The organism is Fortiea contorta PCC 7126, from assembly GCF_000332295.1.
GTDB classification, from domain to species: domain Bacteria; phylum Cyanobacteriota; class Cyanobacteriia; order Cyanobacteriales; family Nostocaceae; genus Fortiea; species Fortiea contorta.
The window spans coordinates 5,188,396-5,208,103 of sequence record NZ_KB235930.1 but is presented as its reverse complement, the minus strand read 5'-3'; the positions used below and the strand labels follow the sequence as shown (position 1 = coordinate 5,208,103).

General features: G+C 42.4%; 13 protein-coding genes and 4 pseudogenes. 7 read left to right on the top strand and 10 right to left on the bottom strand.

The features are described 5' to 3' along the window. The 3 genes and pseudogenes from MIC7126_RS30825 to MIC7126_RS28300 all read right to left on the bottom strand — a co-directional run. A pseudogene (locus tag MIC7126_RS30825) lies at positions 1–323 on the bottom strand (transposase); the annotation flags it as partial. A gap of 66 nt (positions 324–389) precedes the next feature. Next, positions 390–530 (bottom strand): annotated as a pseudogene (locus MIC7126_RS0124365) (IS4 family transposase); the annotation flags it as partial. Positions 531–620: 90 nt separating this feature from the next. Further along, positions 621–1,076, bottom strand: a complete 456-nt coding sequence (locus MIC7126_RS28300; RefSeq protein WP_238553683.1) for a polysaccharide deacetylase family protein — start codon at positions 1,074–1,076, stop codon at positions 621–623. Between the two features lie 149 nt (positions 1,077–1,225). On the opposite strand from MIC7126_RS28300, the gene MIC7126_RS0124355 reads away from it, so the two are divergent. The 3 genes from MIC7126_RS0124355 (at position 1,226) to MIC7126_RS0124345 (ending at position 7,001) form a co-directional block, all read left to right on the top strand. Continuing rightward, the gene (locus MIC7126_RS0124355) at positions 1,226–1,948 is read left to right on the top strand and encodes a DUF305 domain-containing protein (protein WP_017655739.1); all 723 of its coding nucleotides are present in this window, start codon (positions 1,226–1,228) and stop codon (positions 1,946–1,948) included. Between the two features lie 239 nt (positions 1,949–2,187). Continuing rightward, positions 2,188–3,861, top strand: coding sequence for an efflux RND transporter periplasmic adaptor subunit (locus MIC7126_RS0124350; RefSeq protein ID WP_017655738.1), 1,674 nt, complete (start codon positions 2,188–2,190; stop codon positions 3,859–3,861). Positions 3,862–3,863: 2 nt separating this feature from the next. Further along, positions 3,864–7,001: an efflux RND transporter permease subunit gene (locus MIC7126_RS0124345; RefSeq protein ID WP_017655737.1), complete on the top strand. Its 3,138-nt coding sequence runs from the start codon at positions 3,864–3,866 to the stop codon at positions 6,999–7,001. Positions 7,002–7,180: 179 nt separating this feature from the next. On the opposite strand, the pseudogene MIC7126_RS0124340 reads toward MIC7126_RS0124345, so the two are convergent. Both MIC7126_RS0124340 and MIC7126_RS0124335 read right to left on the bottom strand, forming a co-directional pair. Continuing rightward, positions 7,181–7,387: pseudogene (locus tag MIC7126_RS0124340) on the bottom strand (IS4 family transposase); the annotation flags it as partial. Between the two features lie 33 nt (positions 7,388–7,420). Next, on the bottom strand, positions 7,421–8,212 hold the full coding sequence (locus MIC7126_RS0124335) for an IS5 family transposase (RefSeq protein WP_017655735.1): 792 nt from the start codon (positions 8,210–8,212) through the stop codon (positions 7,421–7,423). A gap of 363 nt (positions 8,213–8,575) precedes the next feature. Between MIC7126_RS0124335 and MIC7126_RS0124330 the strand changes: the two genes are divergently transcribed. The 4 genes and pseudogenes from MIC7126_RS0124330 to MIC7126_RS0124315 all read left to right on the top strand — a co-directional run bounded on the left by MIC7126_RS0124330 (position 8,576) and on the right by MIC7126_RS0124315 (position 14,791). Continuing rightward, on the top strand, positions 8,576–9,718 hold the full coding sequence (locus MIC7126_RS0124330) for an IS4 family transposase (protein WP_017652111.1): 1,143 nt from the start codon (positions 8,576–8,578) through the stop codon (positions 9,716–9,718). 67 nt (positions 9,719–9,785) lie between these two features. Then, positions 9,786–10,786 (top strand): annotated as a pseudogene (locus MIC7126_RS28295) (RpoD/SigA family RNA polymerase sigma factor). Positions 10,787–11,081: 295 nt separating this feature from the next. Next, positions 11,082–14,192, top strand: a complete 3,111-nt coding sequence (locus tag MIC7126_RS0124320; protein WP_017655733.1) for an efflux RND transporter permease subunit — start codon at positions 11,082–11,084, stop codon at positions 14,190–14,192. A 110-nt stretch (positions 14,193–14,302) separates the two neighbouring features. Next, positions 14,303–14,791, top strand: a complete 489-nt coding sequence (locus tag MIC7126_RS0124315; protein WP_017655732.1) for a hypothetical protein — start codon at positions 14,303–14,305, stop codon at positions 14,789–14,791. Positions 14,792–14,889: 98 nt separating this feature from the next. Here the strand turns inward: MIC7126_RS0124315 and MIC7126_RS0124310 are convergent, their stop codons facing one another. The 5 genes from MIC7126_RS0124310 to MIC7126_RS0124290 all read right to left on the bottom strand — a co-directional run bounded on the left by MIC7126_RS0124310 (position 14,890) and on the right by MIC7126_RS0124290 (position 19,105). Further along, positions 14,890–15,573, bottom strand: coding sequence for a tetratricopeptide repeat protein (locus tag MIC7126_RS0124310; RefSeq protein ID WP_017655731.1), 684 nt, complete (start codon positions 15,571–15,573; stop codon positions 14,890–14,892). 186 nt (positions 15,574–15,759) lie between these two features. Next, positions 15,760–16,500 (bottom strand): transporter, encoded by a 741-nt coding sequence (locus MIC7126_RS28290; RefSeq protein WP_161606855.1) that lies wholly within the window; start codon positions 16,498–16,500, stop codon positions 15,760–15,762. A gap of 169 nt (positions 16,501–16,669) precedes the next feature. Next, entirely contained in the window at positions 16,670–16,873 is a 204-nt protein-coding gene (locus MIC7126_RS0124300) for a hypothetical protein (protein WP_017655729.1), read from the bottom strand. Positions 16,874–16,877: 4 nt separating this feature from the next. Next, positions 16,878–18,038, bottom strand: coding sequence for a ZIP family metal transporter (locus MIC7126_RS0124295; protein WP_017655728.1), 1,161 nt, complete (start codon positions 18,036–18,038; stop codon positions 16,878–16,880). Beyond that, complete coding sequence (locus MIC7126_RS0124290; protein ID WP_238553682.1) at positions 18,035–19,105, bottom strand: multicopper oxidase domain-containing protein; 1,071 nt, start codon at positions 19,103–19,105, stop codon at positions 18,035–18,037. The genes MIC7126_RS0124295 and MIC7126_RS0124290 overlap by 4 nt, the downstream gene beginning before the upstream one ends. Positions 19,106–19,708 lie beyond the last annotated feature (603 nt).

Below are 19,708 nucleotides of genomic sequence, written 5' to 3'. Positions count from 1 at the left end.
CCTATGCCCTGAATCATCAATTATCAAGCTAAATCCCCGATTAATTCTAGTTTGACTACACTTGTTCATTACCTCCAAGCGTCTTTCATTCAGCTTTTTAGCCGACCAAGGTGCATCTGTTAAAAAGTGGTGTAATCTATGGTAATTCACCCCTATGGCGTTTCCTGCCATCTGTAACAGGTTTTTCTCTCACTTTCCCCCAATAATCCCCCTAAATAATGTCTGAACTCCCTTTTTTGCGCTTGATGATTAAATACATCATCAAACCTTTGACACCATTTTTCAAAGCATGGGGGCATGGCTGTGGGAGTTGTCTCTTTCATCAGGCTTATTTTAACGTGAAACCTATGCTATATCTGCATTATAACCTCTTTTGCTCTCTTTTTTTGCTTAAGTCCCGTTAAACTTTTATCCAGAGCATAAGCCAACCAGCACTCAACATACAGACGGCTGTTCAACACTGGATAATCATTCTTAGGCAACGGTTTGAGAATATCTTTGACAATCTTGGGAAATGAATTTACAATCATTATTAATTAATTTATTTTAATCCTTCGCCCAAGATTTACCATATTTTGGGCTATTTTTATCACTTTTTTCTTAACATTCAACACTTCTGGTTACAAACCTATAACCACGCTGTTTGAGTGAAGCGATAATTTGTGGTAAAGCCTTACAGTGCGTGAGCGCTCGCCACCACCATCATGCATCAGTACTATGCCACCAGGTTTCGCGTCCTTCAACACATTATTGACAAGTCTGGATACTGCAGGACGGCGATAGTTGATCGAGTCATCTGACCACATGAGAACAGCGTAATTATTCTTTTGAGCGTAATCAGCTACACCATTGTTGAGGATGTCATAAGGCGGACGAAACAGAAAAGTTTTTACTCCCATAATTTGGTAAATAGCTGTTGCGGTGGACTCAATCTCACGCACAGCAACAGACAGGTTCATATGCCGATACCAGTGATACCACGTATAATTACCAATTGCGTGACCATCGGCTACCTCTAGCTTGGCAATTTGGGTAGAAACCTTTAATTTCATCCTGATTTCATCTTCGGCTGTCAAACTATGTAGTAAGTACAACAGTTGCATTGCAAGCAACCAGTTACCTAAATGATTTTATTACTTAAGCAAAAAATAAATCACCATTGGGGTTGACTCTCCAGTTAACTGGAGATTGCAAAATGAAATCAGGAAATATTTAGATAATCACTATGCAACTTTCTACTCTGAAAAACAGCTTTTTGTCATTGACCTTAGTAGCGATCGCCTCTGTTCCTAGCGGTCTGTTAACAGCCTGTTCTACAACTACTTCCCAAAACCAAGCATCAAACCCTACTACCACCGCCACTGATACTAGCGACAAGCAACCGATGAATCACGACGGTGGCATGATAAATCATGGTAGTGGCACGATGAACCATAACATGTCAATGAATTTAGGCTCAGCCGATGCTAATTATGATTTGCGCTTTATTGATGCGATGATTCCGCACCACCAAGGAGCAGTGGAGATGGCGAATGTTGCACAGGAGAAATCAAAACGTCCTGAAATCAAAAAGCTGGCTTCGGAAATTATCAAAGCTCAAGACAAAGAAATTGCCGAGCTAAAGCAGTGGCGTAAAGCATGGTATCCCTCTGCAAGCAGTACCCCGGTGGCTTATGATGCGAAAACAGGTAAAACAGTCCCAATGCCTGACGAACAAATGCAAGGGATGATGATGAATATGGACTTAGGAGCCGCCGATACTGAGTTTGACTTGCGGTTCATAAATGCAATGATTCCCCATCATGAAAGTGCAATCACGATGGCTCAAGATGCAGTGAATAAGTCTAAGCGTCCTGAAATTAAGAAATTGGCTCAAAGTATCATTGATTCACAGCAAACAGAGATTAACCAAATGAAACAGTGGCGAAAAACTTGGTATAAGCAGTAAGCAAACGTATCTGTGTGAAGCATGAAGCAAGTATACAGAGCCAATAAACAGGAAATATTTGCCGCCCTTAAGTCCCAGTGATGTTTAGAGCGATTTGATTTTAAGAGCGGTCAAAGCTCGATTTCATCCTGATTTCATTTCTAAATGAAAAACTGGTAAAAGAGTGTATTTCTAAAACTTAAAAGCACTCTGACCGTTGATAATTTTATCCGTCCCATACTCAAGGACTTTTAGTAGCGATGTCTAATTCTCTACGCTCCCAAACACCTACAGCTATTCGTTATGTTTCTGGCACATTTCTGAGCCTGCTGTTATTAGCAAGTCCCGCAGTTGTACTGGCTCATGGCGGACACGGAGACGAATTTCAAGGAGGAAGTGAAGCCACTTCAACTAATAATTCTATTGAGGTTGATGCCGACACAGCCAAACGGTTAGGGATTAAAGTCGAGCCTGTCCAGCGTCAGCGGTTAGCTATTGGTATCAAAACCACTGGACAAATTGAAACTCTTCCCAGCCAAAAAGTGGAAGTGACTACCCCAATTGCTGGGGCGAAAGTTGTTGAATTGTTGGTAGAACCGGGTGCGTCAGTAAAGAAAGGTCAACCTATTGCTGTTGTAACCAGCCCAGATTTAGTGACATTGCGTGTGGAATCTCAGGACAAATTAGCACAAGGTCAAGCTGATTTACAGCTGGCGGAAGCTGACTTAAGACTGGCTCAACAAAATTATCAAAAATATCAACAAATAGCAACCTCTGAAATTGCCCAAGCACAGAGTCAAGTTGACTTTGCTCAAGAAAAGTACAACAAAGACAAACAGTTAGCTACTGAAGGTGCTTTACCGCGACGCAATGCCTTAGAATCTCAAACCCAGCTAGCCCAGGCAAAAGCCGAACTTACCAAAGCTAACAGCCGTCGGGACGTTATCGGGGCAGAAAATCAACTTAAACGCGCCCAAGCGTCAGTTCAACTAGCAAAGTCAAATATAAATCGCAGTAATACTAGTTATCAAACTCGACTTGCTCAACTAGGAAATCAACCCAATTCTAAAGGATTAGTAACAGTAACCGCTCCCATATCTGGTAAGGTTGCTGATAGAGAAGTTACTATTGGTCAAACTTTTAATGAAGCTGGTGGTAAATTGATGACGATTGTCAATGATAGTCGGCTTTTTGCCACAGCTAACATTTATGAAAAAGATTTAGGTAGAGTTAAAGCTGGTCAAAGGGTGACTCTAAAAGTGGCCAGTATGCTTGATCGTACCTTTTCTGGACGAATTTCCCGGATTGGAACAGTGGTAGAAGGAGAAACACGAATTGTACCAGTACAAGCAGAGGTAAATAACTCAAGCGGACAACTCAAACCAGGAATGTTTGCAGAGCTAGAAGTCTTAACAGACCAAACGTCCTCTGCTATTTCAGCTATTCCTACCTCAGCAGTGGTTGACGCGAATGGTAAGAAAGTTGTTTACATGCAAAATGGTAATGCTTACCAAACAGTTGAAGTAACTTTAGGGCAAACCTCTGGAGATATGGTTGAGGTTAAGAGTGGCTTATTTGAGGGAGATATGATTGTCACTCAACGCGCACCACAACTTTATGCACAATCATTGCGGGGTGGTGCTAAGCCAACAGAAGGTGAGACAAAAGAAGCTCCTGCACAAGCGACTGAAGTTAAAACGCCCAGCTTCCCAGTACCGTTGTGGTTGCTAGGAGCAGGTGGAGGAACTGCAATAGCTGTTGTAGGTTTCATGGCAGGCCGTCGCAGCAAGCCTCAACTAGTTCCAGTAGGGGCAGAACTTGCCTATGATGTACCAGAAGATTCTATTAATGGTTCTACAAACTCAGATGATAACCACCGCGCGCCTCATGAAGAACCAAAAGTTATAATCATCAGTAAAAATACCCAACAATAAAAATGCTGAGTGCGATTATTAAATGGGCGATCGCTCGCCGTTGGTTAGTTATCCTGGGTACAATTATCCTCACAATTTGGATATTTCGGACGATTATCCAAATGCCCTTGGATGTTTTCCCCAGATTTGCACCACCCCAAGTCGAAATTCAAACTGAAGCACCAGGACTCGCCCCCGAAGAACTAGAATCTCTCGTAACTTTACCAATTGAAAGTGCGATTAACGGTACTCCTGGAGTAACAGCAGTACGCTCATCTTCAGCTGCGGGAATTTCTGTCGTTAAAGTCATTTTTAACTGGGATACTGATATTTATCAAGCTCGCCAGCTAGTAACAGAGCGATTACAACAAGCTCAAAGTAAGCTTCCCGAAGGGGTAGAAACTCCGCAAATTTCTCCCACTAGTTCTCCCATTGGCACAGTATTACAATATGCCTTCACCTCCCAAAGCACTCCTTTAATGGAAGTACGGCGGATTGTTGATTGGCAAGTAACAAACCGCCTTTTAGCTGTGCCTGGTGTTAGTCAAGTAGTAGCGTATGGTGGCGATGTTCGCCAATATCAAGTATTAGTTGATCCAGCGAAACTAAGAGCCTTTAATGTCACTTTAGAAGATGTAGAACAAGCTGCATCTGCTGCCAATGTAAATGCTCCTGGTGGCTATTTAATTACTCCCGATCGCGAAAAGTTAATTCGCGGGATTGGCAGAATTGAATCTACTGAAGAATTACAGCAATCAGTAATTACCGCCCGCAATGGTACGCCTGTCAAAATCTCAGATATCGCTGACGTGCAAATTGGCGCAGCTATTAAACGGGGTGATGGCAGTTTTAATGGTCAAAAGGCAATTGTTGTGATGATTAACAAACAGCCTCAAGCCGATACTCCTACCGTCACCCGTGCCATAGAATCGGCGATGTCAGAGATTCAAGCAGGATTGCCCAAAGATATCAAAGTTACCCCTACTTTTCGTCAAGAAAACTATATCGATTCTTCTATTGAAAATGTTCGAGAGGCTTTAATTGAAGGCAGCATTATTGTTGCCTTGATTTTAATTCCTTTTTTGATGAATTGGCGTAATTTAGCTATTTGCTTAACTGCCCTACCTTTATCTTTATTACTAGGAGTATTACTACTAAATTGGTTGGGACAAGGTTTGAATACTATGACCTTGGGAGGGTTAGCAGTCGCAATTGGTTCAGCCGTTGATGACGCGATTGTTGATGCTGAAAACGTCTATCGTAACTTGCGAGAAAATAAATATTCCCCTAACCCACGTCCAGTTTTAGATGTTGTATTTGATGGTTGTCAAGAAGTACGCGATTCAGTATTTGGAGCTACCATCATTACCATAGTTGTGTTCTCTCCAGTTTTTGCTTTGGCTGGTGTAGAAGGTAGCATTTTTATCCCAATGGGATTAGGCTATATGGCAGCAGTTATCGCCTCTAGTATTACGGCATTAACGGTGACTCCAGCTTTAGCTGCAATCTTACTACCTTATGGTCGCTTGCCAGAAACAGAACCTTGGGTTGCGAGATTTTTTAAGGGGCTGTATCGTCCTCTACTGACATTTTCTCTGCGGCGTTCTGGAATTGTTATAGGCGCTGCTGCTGCTAGTTTGGTAGCTGCGGTTGTAATTGTCCCTTCCTTTGGCAGAATATTTTTACCAGAGTTTCAGGAGCAAACTTTGGTGAATACTCTCACTCTTTATCCGGGGGTTTCTCTAGAAGCTACTAATGCAGCTGGTGAAGCACTTCAGCACGCACTCAAGGGAGACTCTAGATTCCCCTACGTACAATTGCGTTCTGGGCGTGCGCCGGGAGATGGAGACGCAGCCGGGGTGAATTTGGGACACTTGGATATCGAGTTAAGCGACGCAGGGATGAAAGACAGGGAGGGGACGATTGAGAAGTTACGGGAGGAATTTGCTAAGTTACCAGGGGTAGCGCCAAACATTGGTGGTTTTATCTCGCATCGTATGGATGAGGTGTTGTCTGGAGTGAGGAGTGCGATCGCAGTCAAAATTTTTGGTTCCGACCTAGAACAACTCCGCAGCATTGGACAGCAAGTTGATGATGTCATGAAAACTGTGAATGGGATTGTAGATTTACAACTAGAACCCCAAATACCAATTGAACAAATACAAATTAAATTCAACCGACTTGCTGCTTCACGGTATGGTTTAACAGTAGGCAAACTTTCCGAAATTATTGAAACTGCTCTCAATGGACGAGTCGTCTCTCAAGTTTTAGAGAAACAACAAACTTTCGATTTAGCTGTGTGGTTAAAGCCAGATGCAAGACAAAATTTGGATACGATTCGTAATTTGTTAGTTGATACTCCTAACGGTCAAAAAATTCCTCTTGCACAGGTTGCTGCAATTGAAAATGGTACTGGCCCTAATACTATAAATAGAGAGAATGTATCCCGCTTGATTGTTGTTTCTGCTAACGCTAATGGTAGAGACTTGCGTTCCATTGTCAATGAAATTAGGGAAAAAGTTAAGCAACAAGTGCAAATCCCTGCTGGTTACTATATTCAGTATGCAGGACAATTTGAGGCAGAAGAAAGAGCAACTCAGAATATCTTAATTTCGAGTGCGATCGCCTTTGTTGCAATTACAGTAATTATGTACCTTTCTGTCAAATCTATTCCTTCCACCGCCATGATTATGATTAACTTGCCTTTGGCGTTGGTGGGGGGAGTATTTTCAGTAGCTTTGTCTGGCGGCGTTATTTCAATTGCCTCTTTAGTTGGCTTTATCACTCTATTTGGAGTTGCTACTCGCAATGGTTTGTTACTTGTGGATAATTACAACACCAAGTTTGCTGAAGGTATACCACTTAAAGATGTTCTTATTAAAGGGTCAATGGAACGTCTGAATGCAATTTTGATGACAGCTTTTACCTCTGCTTTAGGATTAGCGCCTCTGGTAGTTGAGAGTGGTCCTGGAAAAGAAATTTTACAACCATTGTCGATAGTTGTGTTGGGTGGATTGTTTACCTCTACGGCGTTAACTTTAGTAGTTTTGCCTGCTTTGTATGCTAAGTTTGGTAAGTTCTTGCTACCTAAGCGTACTATGTCAGTTATAGAGGATGGCAAGGTATCAAAAGCAGTTTTTGAGAGTCAATCAGTATTATAAATTGATACTAATATGCCATTCAGTTTTATTGCCAACATTTCTTGGAATTTCAGCACAACAAAGCTTTGAAGTAAGGGTAGTATTGCAAGAGTTTAATTTTATGGTTTGTTGCAGAAATGTTGAATGTCGTTACAAAACTTTACATACTGAGATAGAGTAGTATTGTCAAGGGGAAAATGTCAACATTTCATAATATCTTCCATCCAATGGACATAACTGATTTGTTGACACATACAAGCTTGTAAATAGCGAAATTTATCTAACATCTTTTCACCCCATTCTTTGGGAATAGAAACAAGTTGTAAAATCAGATAAGCGATGAGACTGGCATAAATTTGAATGCTAATACCGTTGACATTCTTGGTAATTAATCTATCCAGTTTCAAGAGGATGTTTTAAAAGTAAAAACCAGTCAAAAATCATGCCAGTCGTCGAACCATAATACGAATCATGGCAATATAGATAAAAGTCTCCGAAGTTTGGGGTAGCCTTTCATAATCTTTGCTCAAGCGCCGACACCAATTAAGCCAGCCAAAAGTGCGCTCAACAACCCAACGTTTTGGTAAATGGACAAAACCCTTTTTCTCCAAAGGTCTAAGAACCATTTCGACAATCCACCGAAACATATCCATCACCCAGCGCATAAATTCTTCGCCTCGATATCCCCCATCCATCCAAATAGTATTCAACCGTTTTACCTGATGACCAGTATCGTGAACTCGTTGGAGAACTTTTTTCGCTCCTTCGCGTTCTGGAAGACTTGCAGATGTCACCAAAACGCGTAAAACTAGACCCAGTAAATCTACACTTAAATGGCGTTTACGCCCATGAATTTTTTTACCTGCGTCGTAACCAACATCAATAGATATCATCGTTGCTGTTTCTACTGATTGGCTATCAACTGCCGCTTCTGAGGGACTAGGTTCACGTCCTGCGTCTACCCGCACCCACTGGTAAAGTTGATCGTGAATCTTTAACCACGTACCATCTAGGCTCCATCTCCAAAAATAACCATAAACTGTTGACCATGCAGGAAAATCTCCTGGTAGACCTCGCCATGTACACCCTTCACACAGTACATAGAGAATCGCATTCACTACTGCAAATAAGGTTAATTTTCGGGGACGACCACCCGGCTTTGCTTCTGGCAACAGGTCTGCAATTAATTCCCACTGTTCCCAAGTCAAATTGCTACGGTATGCTTTAGTCATTCGCTCATAAGGTGCTGTTTTCTACAAATCTCAGCATAAGCCTTGTGAGCTTTCTTACAATACCCCCCCACTTTTAAAACATCCTCTAAGGATGTAGTTGTTATTTATGACTAATTAAGTACAACAATTTCATCTTGATTTCATTTATCTATGCACTAATGTTATTTTTGATTTTCTAAATTTTAAATATTAATACAAGAAAATAAAAAACTGAAAGAATTTCCTCGATAAAACTATTTAAGTTATTCTTTTCTCACTGGAGGGGAGACGAAACAGCCTAAAAAGCTTGGTGTATAAGATGGGTAGCGTTTTGTGATAGAAAAAGGTAGGTCTAGTTTTGTCAATAAGACCTACTTAATGATAATGTTAGCTATATTGTACCAAAAGCACTTAAAAAGTCAATTGAGTTTAGCAGAATATCTGTTGCTAAAAATTTTGATACATCTGTTGCAGTCAATCAAAGAAGTAACTTTAGAAAAATTAGCGAATGCGCTACCTTTGGGAATTAAATTTGAAAGCAGAAGAAAAAGAATACAAAGATTTTTATCATTACCAAATCTCACAATTGAAAAAGTTTGGTTGCCAATTATTCAAGAACTAATAGCAAACTACTTCCAGAATGAAAAAATTATTTATATAGCAATTGATAGGACTAATTGGAGTCGGATAAACTTATTAATGGTCAGCGTGATTTGGGATAAAAGAGCCATACCAATATATTTTAGTTTGCTGCCCAAATTAGGTAGTAGTAATCTCACGGAACAGCAGAAAATATTATCGCCAGTTATAGCAATATTGAAAGATTATAAAATCTGTGTGTTGGGGGATAGAGAATTTTGCTCGGTAAAACTAGCAAAGTACCTTCAGAGCAAGGATGTATATTTTTGTTTGCGATTGAAAAAGAATGAATTTGTAGAAATTAAACAAGATATGTTTATGGAGTTAAGCAGTTTAGGATTAACTCCTGGAGTATCTTTTTTTATCAAGGGAGTTAAGGTAACAAAGACTCAGGGTTTTATCAGTTTTAATGTGGCTGGTAAGTGGCAACGTAAAATTAACGGAGTAGCACCCAAAGAAGCATGGTTTATTTTAACAAATTTTGACACCCTAGAGTCAGCAATTGCTGCTTACAAAAAGCGATTTGATATTGAAGAAATGTTTAGAGATTTCAAAACAGGTGGCTATAACTTAGAAAACACTAATGTTCAAGGTGAACGTTTTATTTCTCTAGTTTTGTTGATAGCGATCGCTTACACCTCTGCAACAATTAATGGTCAACTTATTAAACGCAAAGGAATCCAAAAATATATAGCTCGGATTAAAGAAAGGAGTCGTTCTCAACGGAGACACAGTAGTTTTTATATCGGCTTATATGGTCAAACATGGGTACATTTCAAGGATAGCTGTATTGATTTAGTCACACAATTAATGAGAATTAATCGTAATAAGTGGAAGCATTATCAACAAGGTTTAAGAGCCATGAAGCTTATTGAATCTATATTGTAGCTTATTTCGTCTCCCCTTCAGCTCTCCAGCACTACATAGTAATTCTTTGACAGAGGTTAACCAAATTATGCTTAACTCGATATCTGAAATAAATAATGTTAAGAAGAACAAATTTTCACCTACAGTTGATATGGTGCGTACCTATTTACATGAAATTGGACGTATACCTCTATTGACCCATGAGCAAGAGGTTTTTTTCGCCAAGCAAGTTCAGCACATGATGACAATGCTTGCTGTCAAGGAAGAACTATCTAAGAAATTACAGCGTCAACCTACTTTGCAAGAGTGGGCTGTTAAGATGCAGTTGAGTGAAGAAGTACTGCTCAAACAGCTCAATCAGGGACAACTTGCCAAGCAAAAGATGATTACTGCTAATCTCCGGTTGGTGGTATCAATTGCAAAGAAATATCAGAAACGCAACTTAGAGTTTCTGGATTTAATTCAGGAAGGTACTTTGGGATTAGAACGAGGGGTTGAGAAATTTGACCCGAACCTTGGATACAAGTTCTCGACCTACGCTTACTGGTGGATTCGTCAGGGAATTACGCGGGCGATAAGCCTAACGGCATGGCTTCGCTTACCGCTCAACAATCCCGTACAATTCGTTTACCCATTCACATTGCTGAAAAGCTAAACAAAATAAAGCGTGTTCAACGAGAACTATCTCAAAAGCTGGGTCATATTCCCACCGCAACTGAAATTGCTGAAGCACTTAATTTGAAACCTAGTCAGATTCGAGAGTATTTACTGTTTGCTCGTCAACCTATTTCCTTAGATATGAGAATTGGAGAGCAGCAGGATACTCAATTGCTGGATATGCTGGAGGACAATGGACTGTCTCCTGAAGACCATACTGTTCAAGAATTTCTTCAGCAAAATATTCAAAACTTATTGTCAAAGTTGCCTCAAGAGCAGCAGGAAGTGTTAACCTTGCGCTTTGGTTTAGCAGGCGAACACGAACTCACGCTAGTGCAGGTTGGTCAACGCATGGGTATTAGTCGAGAACGAGTGCGACAGCTAGAGAAACACGCTCTTGCACTTGTAAGAAGACAGAATAAAAACTTATAATTTGTAATGTGATCGCGATTGTTTAACCTGTTTTCTCAGCCTCTAAAATCTTTTCTGCTGCTAAGTCAATCTCATTTATGAGCGGCTAGGCTGTAATTACCCGCTTTCCCTTCAGTAATGCTCCTTTGACAGCAGCATGAAATAGGTTTTTGGCTGACATCTTTCCTCAAGGTACTTTTGACTTGATCTTACAAATTTCATCTTAATTTCATTTTCATCTGAGACATTAAATACAGTACCTGATTGTAAACATCACTATAACCAAGCAGATATCCCAGCTAGGGTCTGAAAAATAATGCTCAATACCATTGTCAAATGGTCGATCGCCCAAAGGTGGTTAATCGTTATTGCCTCTATAATCATTAGTCTGTGGGGATTGCGCGTGATAACGCAAATGCCTCTTGATGTATTTCCTGCCTTTGCTCCTCCCCAAGTAGAAATTCAAGTTCAAGCTTCCGGTTTAGCACCAGAAGAAATCGAGTCTTTGGTGACTCGCCCGATTGAGAGCGCGATTAACGGAACGCCTGGACTAGAATCGCTTCGCTCCGCTTCCGCTGTGGGAATTTCTGCAATTAAAGCCGTCTTTAGCTGGGACACTGATATATACCGTGCGCGTCAACTGGTGACAGAGCGATTACAAAGGGCGCAACTGCCACAAGGGGTTGAGCAGCCAGAAATTCTGCCTGTTAACTCGCCCTTGGGATGGGCTGTCAAATACGCTTTTTCTGCTGAAAGCACTGACATGATGGAGGTGTGGCGCATTGTCAACTGGGATGTAAGAAATCGCTTGCTGGCTGTACCAGGGGTGAGTAACGTATTTCTCTACGGTGGGGATGAGCGACAGTATCAAGTTTTGGTTGACCCAGATAAGCTTAAAGCCTACAATGTATCCTTGCCAGAAGTCACCCAAGCAGTGCAGAATGCCAACGTCAACGTGCCGGGGGGATTTTTAATTACTCCCGATCAAGAAACGCTAATTCGGGGAATTGGGCGGATCGAGTCGATTGACAAGCTCAAGCGTTCAGTAATTAAGGCGACGAAAGGTACACCCGTATTACTAGAACAGGTAGCAGAGGTCAAAATTGGTCCAGCACTGCGACGTGGAGATGGACTATTTCAAGGCAAACGAGCGGTAATTTTAACTGTCTCCAAGCAGCCTGTGGCAGACACTCCCACCGTTGTCAAAGCTGTGGAAGCAGCAATGGAAGAGATTAAACCAGGGCTACCGAAGGATGTCAAGTTTACTAAGACCTTTGACCAGAATTTATTCATTGAAGCTTCGGTCAAAAACGTTGAGGAAGCCCTGCGGGATGGCGTAATTATTGTTTCAGTTATTCTGATTATCTTCTTGATGAACTGGCGCACGGTTATTATTAGCCTTAGTGCGCTGCCTGTGTCGTTACTGTTGGGGATGATTATTCTGAGCTGGACTGGACAGGGCATTAACACCATGACCTTGGGTGGACTGGTGGTTGCTATTGGTTCTGTGGTTGATGATGCCATCGTTGATATGGAAAACGTTTACCGCCGATTGAGGGAGAACCAAATAGCAGACAACCCGAAAAATCCTTTACAAGTCGTGTTTGATGGTTCAGTAGAGGTACGTGTTAGTGTTCTATTTTCTACAGTAATTATTGCAGTAGTCTTTGCACCGATTTTTGTTTTGTCTGGGGTAGAAGGTCGCATTTTTACACCAATGGGAATGGCGTATTTGCTATCGATTCTTGCTTCTACCTTAGTTGCATTAACACTGACTCCAGCACTATGTGCCTTACTACTGGCAAATCGCCGTTTACCTAGTACGGAAACTTGGCTAGAGCGCAAAGTACATCAATTTTATCGTCCAGCCTTGAAATTTTCAATTCGTCGCCCCCAGGTAGTTTTAGGAGTTGCACTTGCGGCTTTTGTTGCATCTATGATAATTCTACCTGGATTAGGAAAAGTCTTCCTGCCAGAGTTCCAAGACCGCTCTTTGGTCAATGCAATAATTCTTTTACCCGGTGAATCCCTGAATGCAACTGACCAAGCAGCTTTAGCGGTGATGGATGCCCTCAAAAAGGATCAGCGTTTCGATACCATTGCGTTTCGCTCTGGGTTTGCTCAAGGAGACCCGGATGTGGCAGGGGTAAACTTTGGTGAGTTGGATGTGCAAATTAGTGAAGAAGGAGGAAAGGATCGAGAGAAGACTGTTGAAGTACTCCGTAAAGAGCTTGAAAAACTTCCTGGTGTTGCAACCAATATTGGCGGGTTTATCTCACACCGCATGGATGAAATTTTATCAGGAGTCAGAAGTGCGATCGCTGTTAAAATCTACGGACCCGAACTTGAACAACTCCGTACCATTGGTAAACAGGTACAATCCGCCATGAGTGGTATTCCCGGCATTGTGGATCTGCAACTTGAACCCCAAGTCCCGGTTAAACAAATCCAAATTCAATTTGACCGCGATGCAGCCGCTCGTTATGGGTTAACTGTGGGAGAACTGGCAGAAACCATAGAGACTGGACTGAACGGTAAAGCAGTTTCCCAAGTGCTGGAGAAGCAACAAACGTTTAATCTCGTCGTGTGGTTGCAAGAGCGCTATCGTAACAATTTAGACGTGATTGGTAACTTGTTGGTAGATACACCCAACGGGCAGAAAATTCCCTTATCCCAGGTTGCTAAAGTTGATTATGGCACGGGGCCAAGTACCATTAATCGTGAAAATGTTTCCCGGCTGATTGTGGTTTCTGCCAACGTTTCGGGAAAAGATTTGGGTTCTGTAATTAAAGATGTACGCGATCGCGTTAAACAAATTCAACTACCTGGAGGCTACTATGTGCAGTTTGGCGGTCAGTTTCAGGCACAGGAACAAGCAACGCAGACATTGATAATTGCAGGAGCGATCGCACTCGCAGTAATTTCTGTGCTGATTTACTTTGCCGTCAAGTCAATTCCTGCCACAGCAATGATTATGATTAACTTGCCACTAGCGTTAATTGGCGGTGTAATTTCTGTTGCTATAGGTGGTGGGATCATATCCGTCGCTTCAATGGTTGGTTTCATTACTTTATTTGGTGTAGCTACTCGCAACGGATTGCTGTTAGTAGATAATTATAATAATCGACTAGCAGAGGGAATACCACTCAAACAAGTAATTGTTGATGGTTCGATGGAACGATTAGTTGCGATTCTCCTGACAGCACTTTCGTCAGCACTAGGTATGGTTCCCCTAGTAATTGGTTCTGGTGCAGGTAAGGAAATTTTACAACCTTTGGCTGTAGTAGTGTTAGGTGGCTTGGTTACTTCCACTGCTTTAACACTATTAGTTTTACCAGCTTTATATTCGCTATTTGGTAAATTTTTGGTTCCCAAAAAGACTACACAAGTACAAGAAATTGATGTTACTCAAGGTTCAGTTGTATGACACTTAATTTATTAATTCTTCCCAGATATCCACCTGGGAATGTAGAGATATTCATGCACTACGTATGGGATTGAGCGAAATTTTTCTAATAATCAATGAGGAGTAAATCAATGCAATCATTCAAATTAGGCTTTGTTGTTTTCGCCAGTGTAGGATTACTTTTTTTGGGAGCTTGTGGTAATCAAGCTTCTGAGTCCAGTAGTAATCCTTCTAGTCCTTCTACAGAAAATACTAGCAAAACCGAACCAGCCGCCAAAACTGAAACATCTGCTCATGGTGACTCGCATGGTAAAAATGCTCAAGTCGTTGAAGCAGGAAAATATCACTTAGAGTTTGTGCCTGAGAAAAAAGGGAATGCAACTCACTTAGATTTTTATCTGCAAACAGGCGAAAAACACCAAGCTGTTCCAAATGCCAAAGTTACTGCTGATGTTCAGTCACCAGATGGAAAACAAAAGACAGTTCCCCTAACATATGATGCTGATGGTAAACACTATACTGCTAAACTGGATGGAGGTGCGGCAGGTCAATATCAAGTGAAAGTTACTGCGGATATTGGCACAGAAAAGGTCAACGGTCGGTTTAGTTTTAATCAGTAATTTAAGTTAGGCTAAATTTAAGGGTAAGCTTTGCTTGCCCACCCTTAAAATAAACTTATTAAAAATGATTTTTACTTAATTTCGAGTCTTAAAATTGCTTACTGCTGAATCTGTTTAAGGAGAGCTTGTGTTTGCTGATACATCTGGCTATCTCCTTGCCGTTGAAACAGACTTGCAGCTTGCTGTAAATCGGTAATAGCACTTTTGCGATCGCCTAAAGCATATTCAGCAAGTCCTCGGTTGCCGTAAGCATCAGCTAAGTTGGGGTTGATTTGTAGTGCTTGATTAAAATCAGCGATCGCCAGCTTGTGATTTCCCTGTTTATAATTCAAAAAGCCCCGATTGTAGTAAGCATCTACAGACTTCGGATCAATTTTTATTACCTGGTTAAAGTCAGTAATCGCAGCTTGAATGCTTCCTAGTTCGGCATGAGCAGTCCCCCGACTATTGTAAGCATCTGTATGATTGGGATTTAATCGCAGTGCTTGATCGAAGTCAATAACGGCTGCTTTAAAATCTCCTAATTGAGACTTTGCCAAACCTCTTAGACAAAAACCTTCGTAGTATTTGGGATTTAACTGTACTACCCAACTAAAATCTTCTATCGCGCCGTTGAAGTTGCCTTGCTCAAGCTTTTGCACACCCTGGTTATAATATTCCTGATAATTCATTTGTTGAATACGCGTTTGTGGTGACTGTGCAGCATGGACAGCAACAGGTATTCCACTCAGTACGCTAGTTGTTATTCCCAGGATGGCAACAGAAGAGTAAATGTAGTTCATAGCTTGATTTTCTCCGTGTAAAACATATCAAGACAGACGCACGGGATTGTTCTCGACTAGATCCATCCTAAGCGGTTTAAAGCTTCAAACCCAGCTAAGGAGAGACCGCTTTCATTCCTATACCACTCGTGTTCTTAATTGCTTGTTGTATGTCGCGGATCTGGGTGGGACAGCTGGTATCTTTTTTCAGAGCAAGTGCCTAATTAGTCCACCCTCAACAAAATTGCCTCCTACCCCATCTTGGACAGTCGGAATGCTGATAAACGGCATGACCGCGAGAGCCGTTGCGCCCGGTTTTTCAAACGCATCATTGCCGTAAATGTTGACTTTCACACGAGCAACGAGTGCATCAAAACCAGCCGTTTCTTCGACTCGGTTGCTGTCACGTAGTTTGATGCGCGATCGCGAATAGGGTTGAACCACCAGTTGCAGATCCACGTTGTTGAGTAAGCCAACCTTGAGATTGGTGGCGGTGAATAGCAAATCTTCTGTGGTGTTGCCGTCTTCATCTGAGGCTCTGCGAGAAAAGTTGACTAATTCAGCTTCAAATTGAAAGTGACCGGCATCGACGGTGAAGGGGCTTTCTGTGGTATCAGGGCGATCGGTGGCAAATTCCCGCAGCAAGTTTCTAGGGGTTGGGTTGAACAAGTTGTAACGGCTTTTGTCTAGCTTCGCTTCGGATAGTTCTGTTTCGAGATTCTGGACGATGGAACGATGATCGGGCATCGGCTCTGAAATTTGAGTTTCAGGCGCGGTACTATAAAAGTGAAACTGACTTTGATCCAATACAAAAGAAGTTGAATCAAGCTGGAGATCCGCCGCGTTTAAGCTGTAGGCAGAGAAACGCAAATCACTCTCTTTTAGAGATTGAGCCGATTGTTTTGTCACCAAATTTACCGATTGTTGAGTCGGTCTAACTCCAGGCAATTCCGTTGCAACCGCACGACTAAACAGTATCAAGACCGCACCTACAGAAGCAAAACTCGTCCTCGAAGCCTGCCAGAAAGGTTTAAGCATTGCTTGTCCTTACAGGTGATTTAAAGATTCCAAAAGTTTTTTCGCATCGAACATGAAGGGTTGATTTCAGGACAACCGACTACGATGCATCCAGCAAGATGATGCCGATCGCAATTAATCCGGCACCGATCGCATAGTGCAGCAGTGCAGTGGCGCGATCGCCAATCAAGGGACGAAAAAATTTTCGACTCGCGTTGTTCCAGTATGCGGAAGGCTTGTGGTAGGTCAGGATAATCGTGATTAAGCCTGAGAGGATAGAGGCAATGGCACTGCTATGCGGCATTGATTTAAGTACTCACCAACAGCGCCGTTCCATACATCACGGCTAAACCTAGAGCAAATCCAACAAAACTCGCTTGAGACAGCCACGAGCTACCCTGCTTTTGTGCAGTGCGTGTCAAGTATGACCCCACTTCAACAATCACCTGCAACACGGCTCCTGCGCCAATGCTCAAAAATAACACCGCCCAAATCGGAGTAAATGCGAACGCGCCGATCCAAGTGCCAATCACAGCAGGCAAACCCGCTAAAGCCGTCAAGCCGAGCAGAGTTCTGAGTTTTGGGCGCAGATCAACCAGAGGAGCAGCAATGCCGATTCCTTCTGTGATGTTGTGTAGCGTAAATCCGATGACTAGAAGCGACCCTAAAGCAGCTTCTCCCACTGCAAAAGCCGCCCCGATCGCTAATCCTTCTCCTAAGTTGTGAATTCCAATGCCTAACGCCAGGTAAGTTGATAATTCAGTTCCTTCTGGCGCTTTACCTGCTCGTCTGCCAATCAAAAAGACTGCTAAGAAGCTAGCCGCAGTAATCACCCAAACCAGTGTACTGCCTGAAAAAGCAGCAGCCACCTCGGTTGCTTTTTCGGTCGCTTCTACGATCGTATCGATAAACAAGTAAATCAACATTCCGATCGTCAGTGCCAATAGAAACCTCATGCCCTGACCACTCAGAGCTTTCAAGGCTGGATAGAACAGCATTCCCAAACCAACTGGCATAATGCCAACATACAAACCCAATAAGGCAAAGGCAAGCAAGCGATTGACCGAAATCGTGGGGGTTTGCACGGCGATCGCAATTTCGTGTTCAAATCCTGCGCCTGTATTGGTCAACAAATTAATGTGATGGGTTTCTCCCTCAACCCACGGGTACGGCAACCGAATCCAGGCACTAGAGAGCCGAGGCAACGCACCGGGAGGATCTTGCGTAAACTGCCAATACGCTGCATCGATTTGCACTTGAGCAATCTGCATCGGTTCAGAGCCATCAGCGCGAACTAACAGAGAGATTCCCTTCTCATCTAGCACTGTCTGTTCTACGGTCAGTTTTTCTACAGGTGGCGCAGCACTTTGCAACGATGCCAGCGGATTTGTCGTCAGAAAAATGCCAATCAACGCAGAGATCAACACTAGGGGAAGAATGACCCAAAGCCAAGGTTTTTTTGTATTCATGCCATCACCTCAAATGCACTCATCCAACCTAATTCAAGAAATTCTGACTGATGGGCATGGAACATATATTTTCCCGGCTCATGGTCTTTGAAAGAAAACTCCAGAATGCCGCGCTGTGCCTGCACCATCATCACTGTATCGATCATGCGATGGGTTGGCGTGAGCGTTGTGCCGTGATCGTAGAAGTCAAAAAAGTTGGCGTGGAGATGAAAAGAATTGATCGGGTCGAATTCGATGACGTTGATCAGGTAAACCCGAATCGGGCGATCGCGCTCGATCTGAATCGGACGTTTCATAAACTCGAAGGGAATCGTGTTGATCGCGTAGACTTCATTCTCCTCATCAAAGTTGGTGTCAAAAGCATTCATCACCATGACGAACTCCTGCCACTTGGCGTTTTCAGGCGTACCCAGTTGGCGAGATTTAGCCGCCTCTTGCTGGTCGGGATGCTTTTTCGGATCGGGGTCAATGATAAATGCCCCATACAGTCCTTTGTGCAGATGTCGCTTGAAGGGAACAGAATGGCAGTGGTATAAATGAGAGCCAAACGGTTTAGCATCAAATTCATACACCACTTCCTGCCCTGGAGACGCTTCGAGTGTGCCTGCAATGCCGTCTTGACGAGCCGAATGAATCCCGTGAAAGTGAATTGTGTGAAGATGACTTCCAGGGTTTTTGAAGCGAATCCGAATGCGATCGCCCTCCGTTACCCGCAGCGTTGGCCCTGGAACTCGTCCGTTATACGTCCAAGCTGGATACTTCACACCGGGCGCAATTTCAATTTCTTTTTCTTCTACAGCAATGTCGTATTCCCGCAGCGTTTGACCATTGGGTAACTGCGAAACCTTACCCGTATCCCAATCCGTTAACATTTTGCGCGGGTCGAATCCGTTCTGAGCCGTATCGACCTCCCCAATTATCATATTGCCCCCATGCACCATGCCAAAATGGGGCATTTTTGCATTATTTTCAATACCTTTTGCTGGATAGGGTGTGGACTTCTCAGAGGGCGATTGGGCAAAAGCAGCGCCGGGGAATAACTTACCTATCAGCGTTCCAGCCCCCAAAAGTCCGGCTCCTAGTAGCGATCGTCGAATTGAATTAGGTTCCGCAGACATAATATTTGGACGGTATTTAAAGAATTAAATAATTTTTCATAATTCTCTCATAATTTTTATACCACATCCGAATAATTTTTCATAATTCTTTCATAATCTTTTCTGTCAGTTGCTTTTATTTGTTTTCATAATTTTCTCATTTTTAAAAAAGCTTACCATAAGGCGGATAAAAATGAAATAAAAATGAGAATAACTAACAACATCATCACTTTGGTATTACATCCAGAAACTCTTGATTTTGCAGGTTTCTTTGCCGGCATCTACTGAAATAAATATGAAGCTATGTAAAGTTATGAAATAAATATGAAATAAATATGAGATAAATATGAGATAAATATGAAAAGAACATGGTGTTCGGTTAAAAAAGGCAGAAGGGTACGAAACCTTCTCTGATGGAGAGGGTGCATCCCAATTTGGCAGATTTGTTTTGTAGTGCGAACATCTTGCTCGCTGCTATCTGTTACGCGAGCAAGATGCTCGCACTACATATTTAAAAAGGGTTTCACGTTAAGTTGACACCAATGGAAATCCCTGGCTCCCGACCATCGCCTA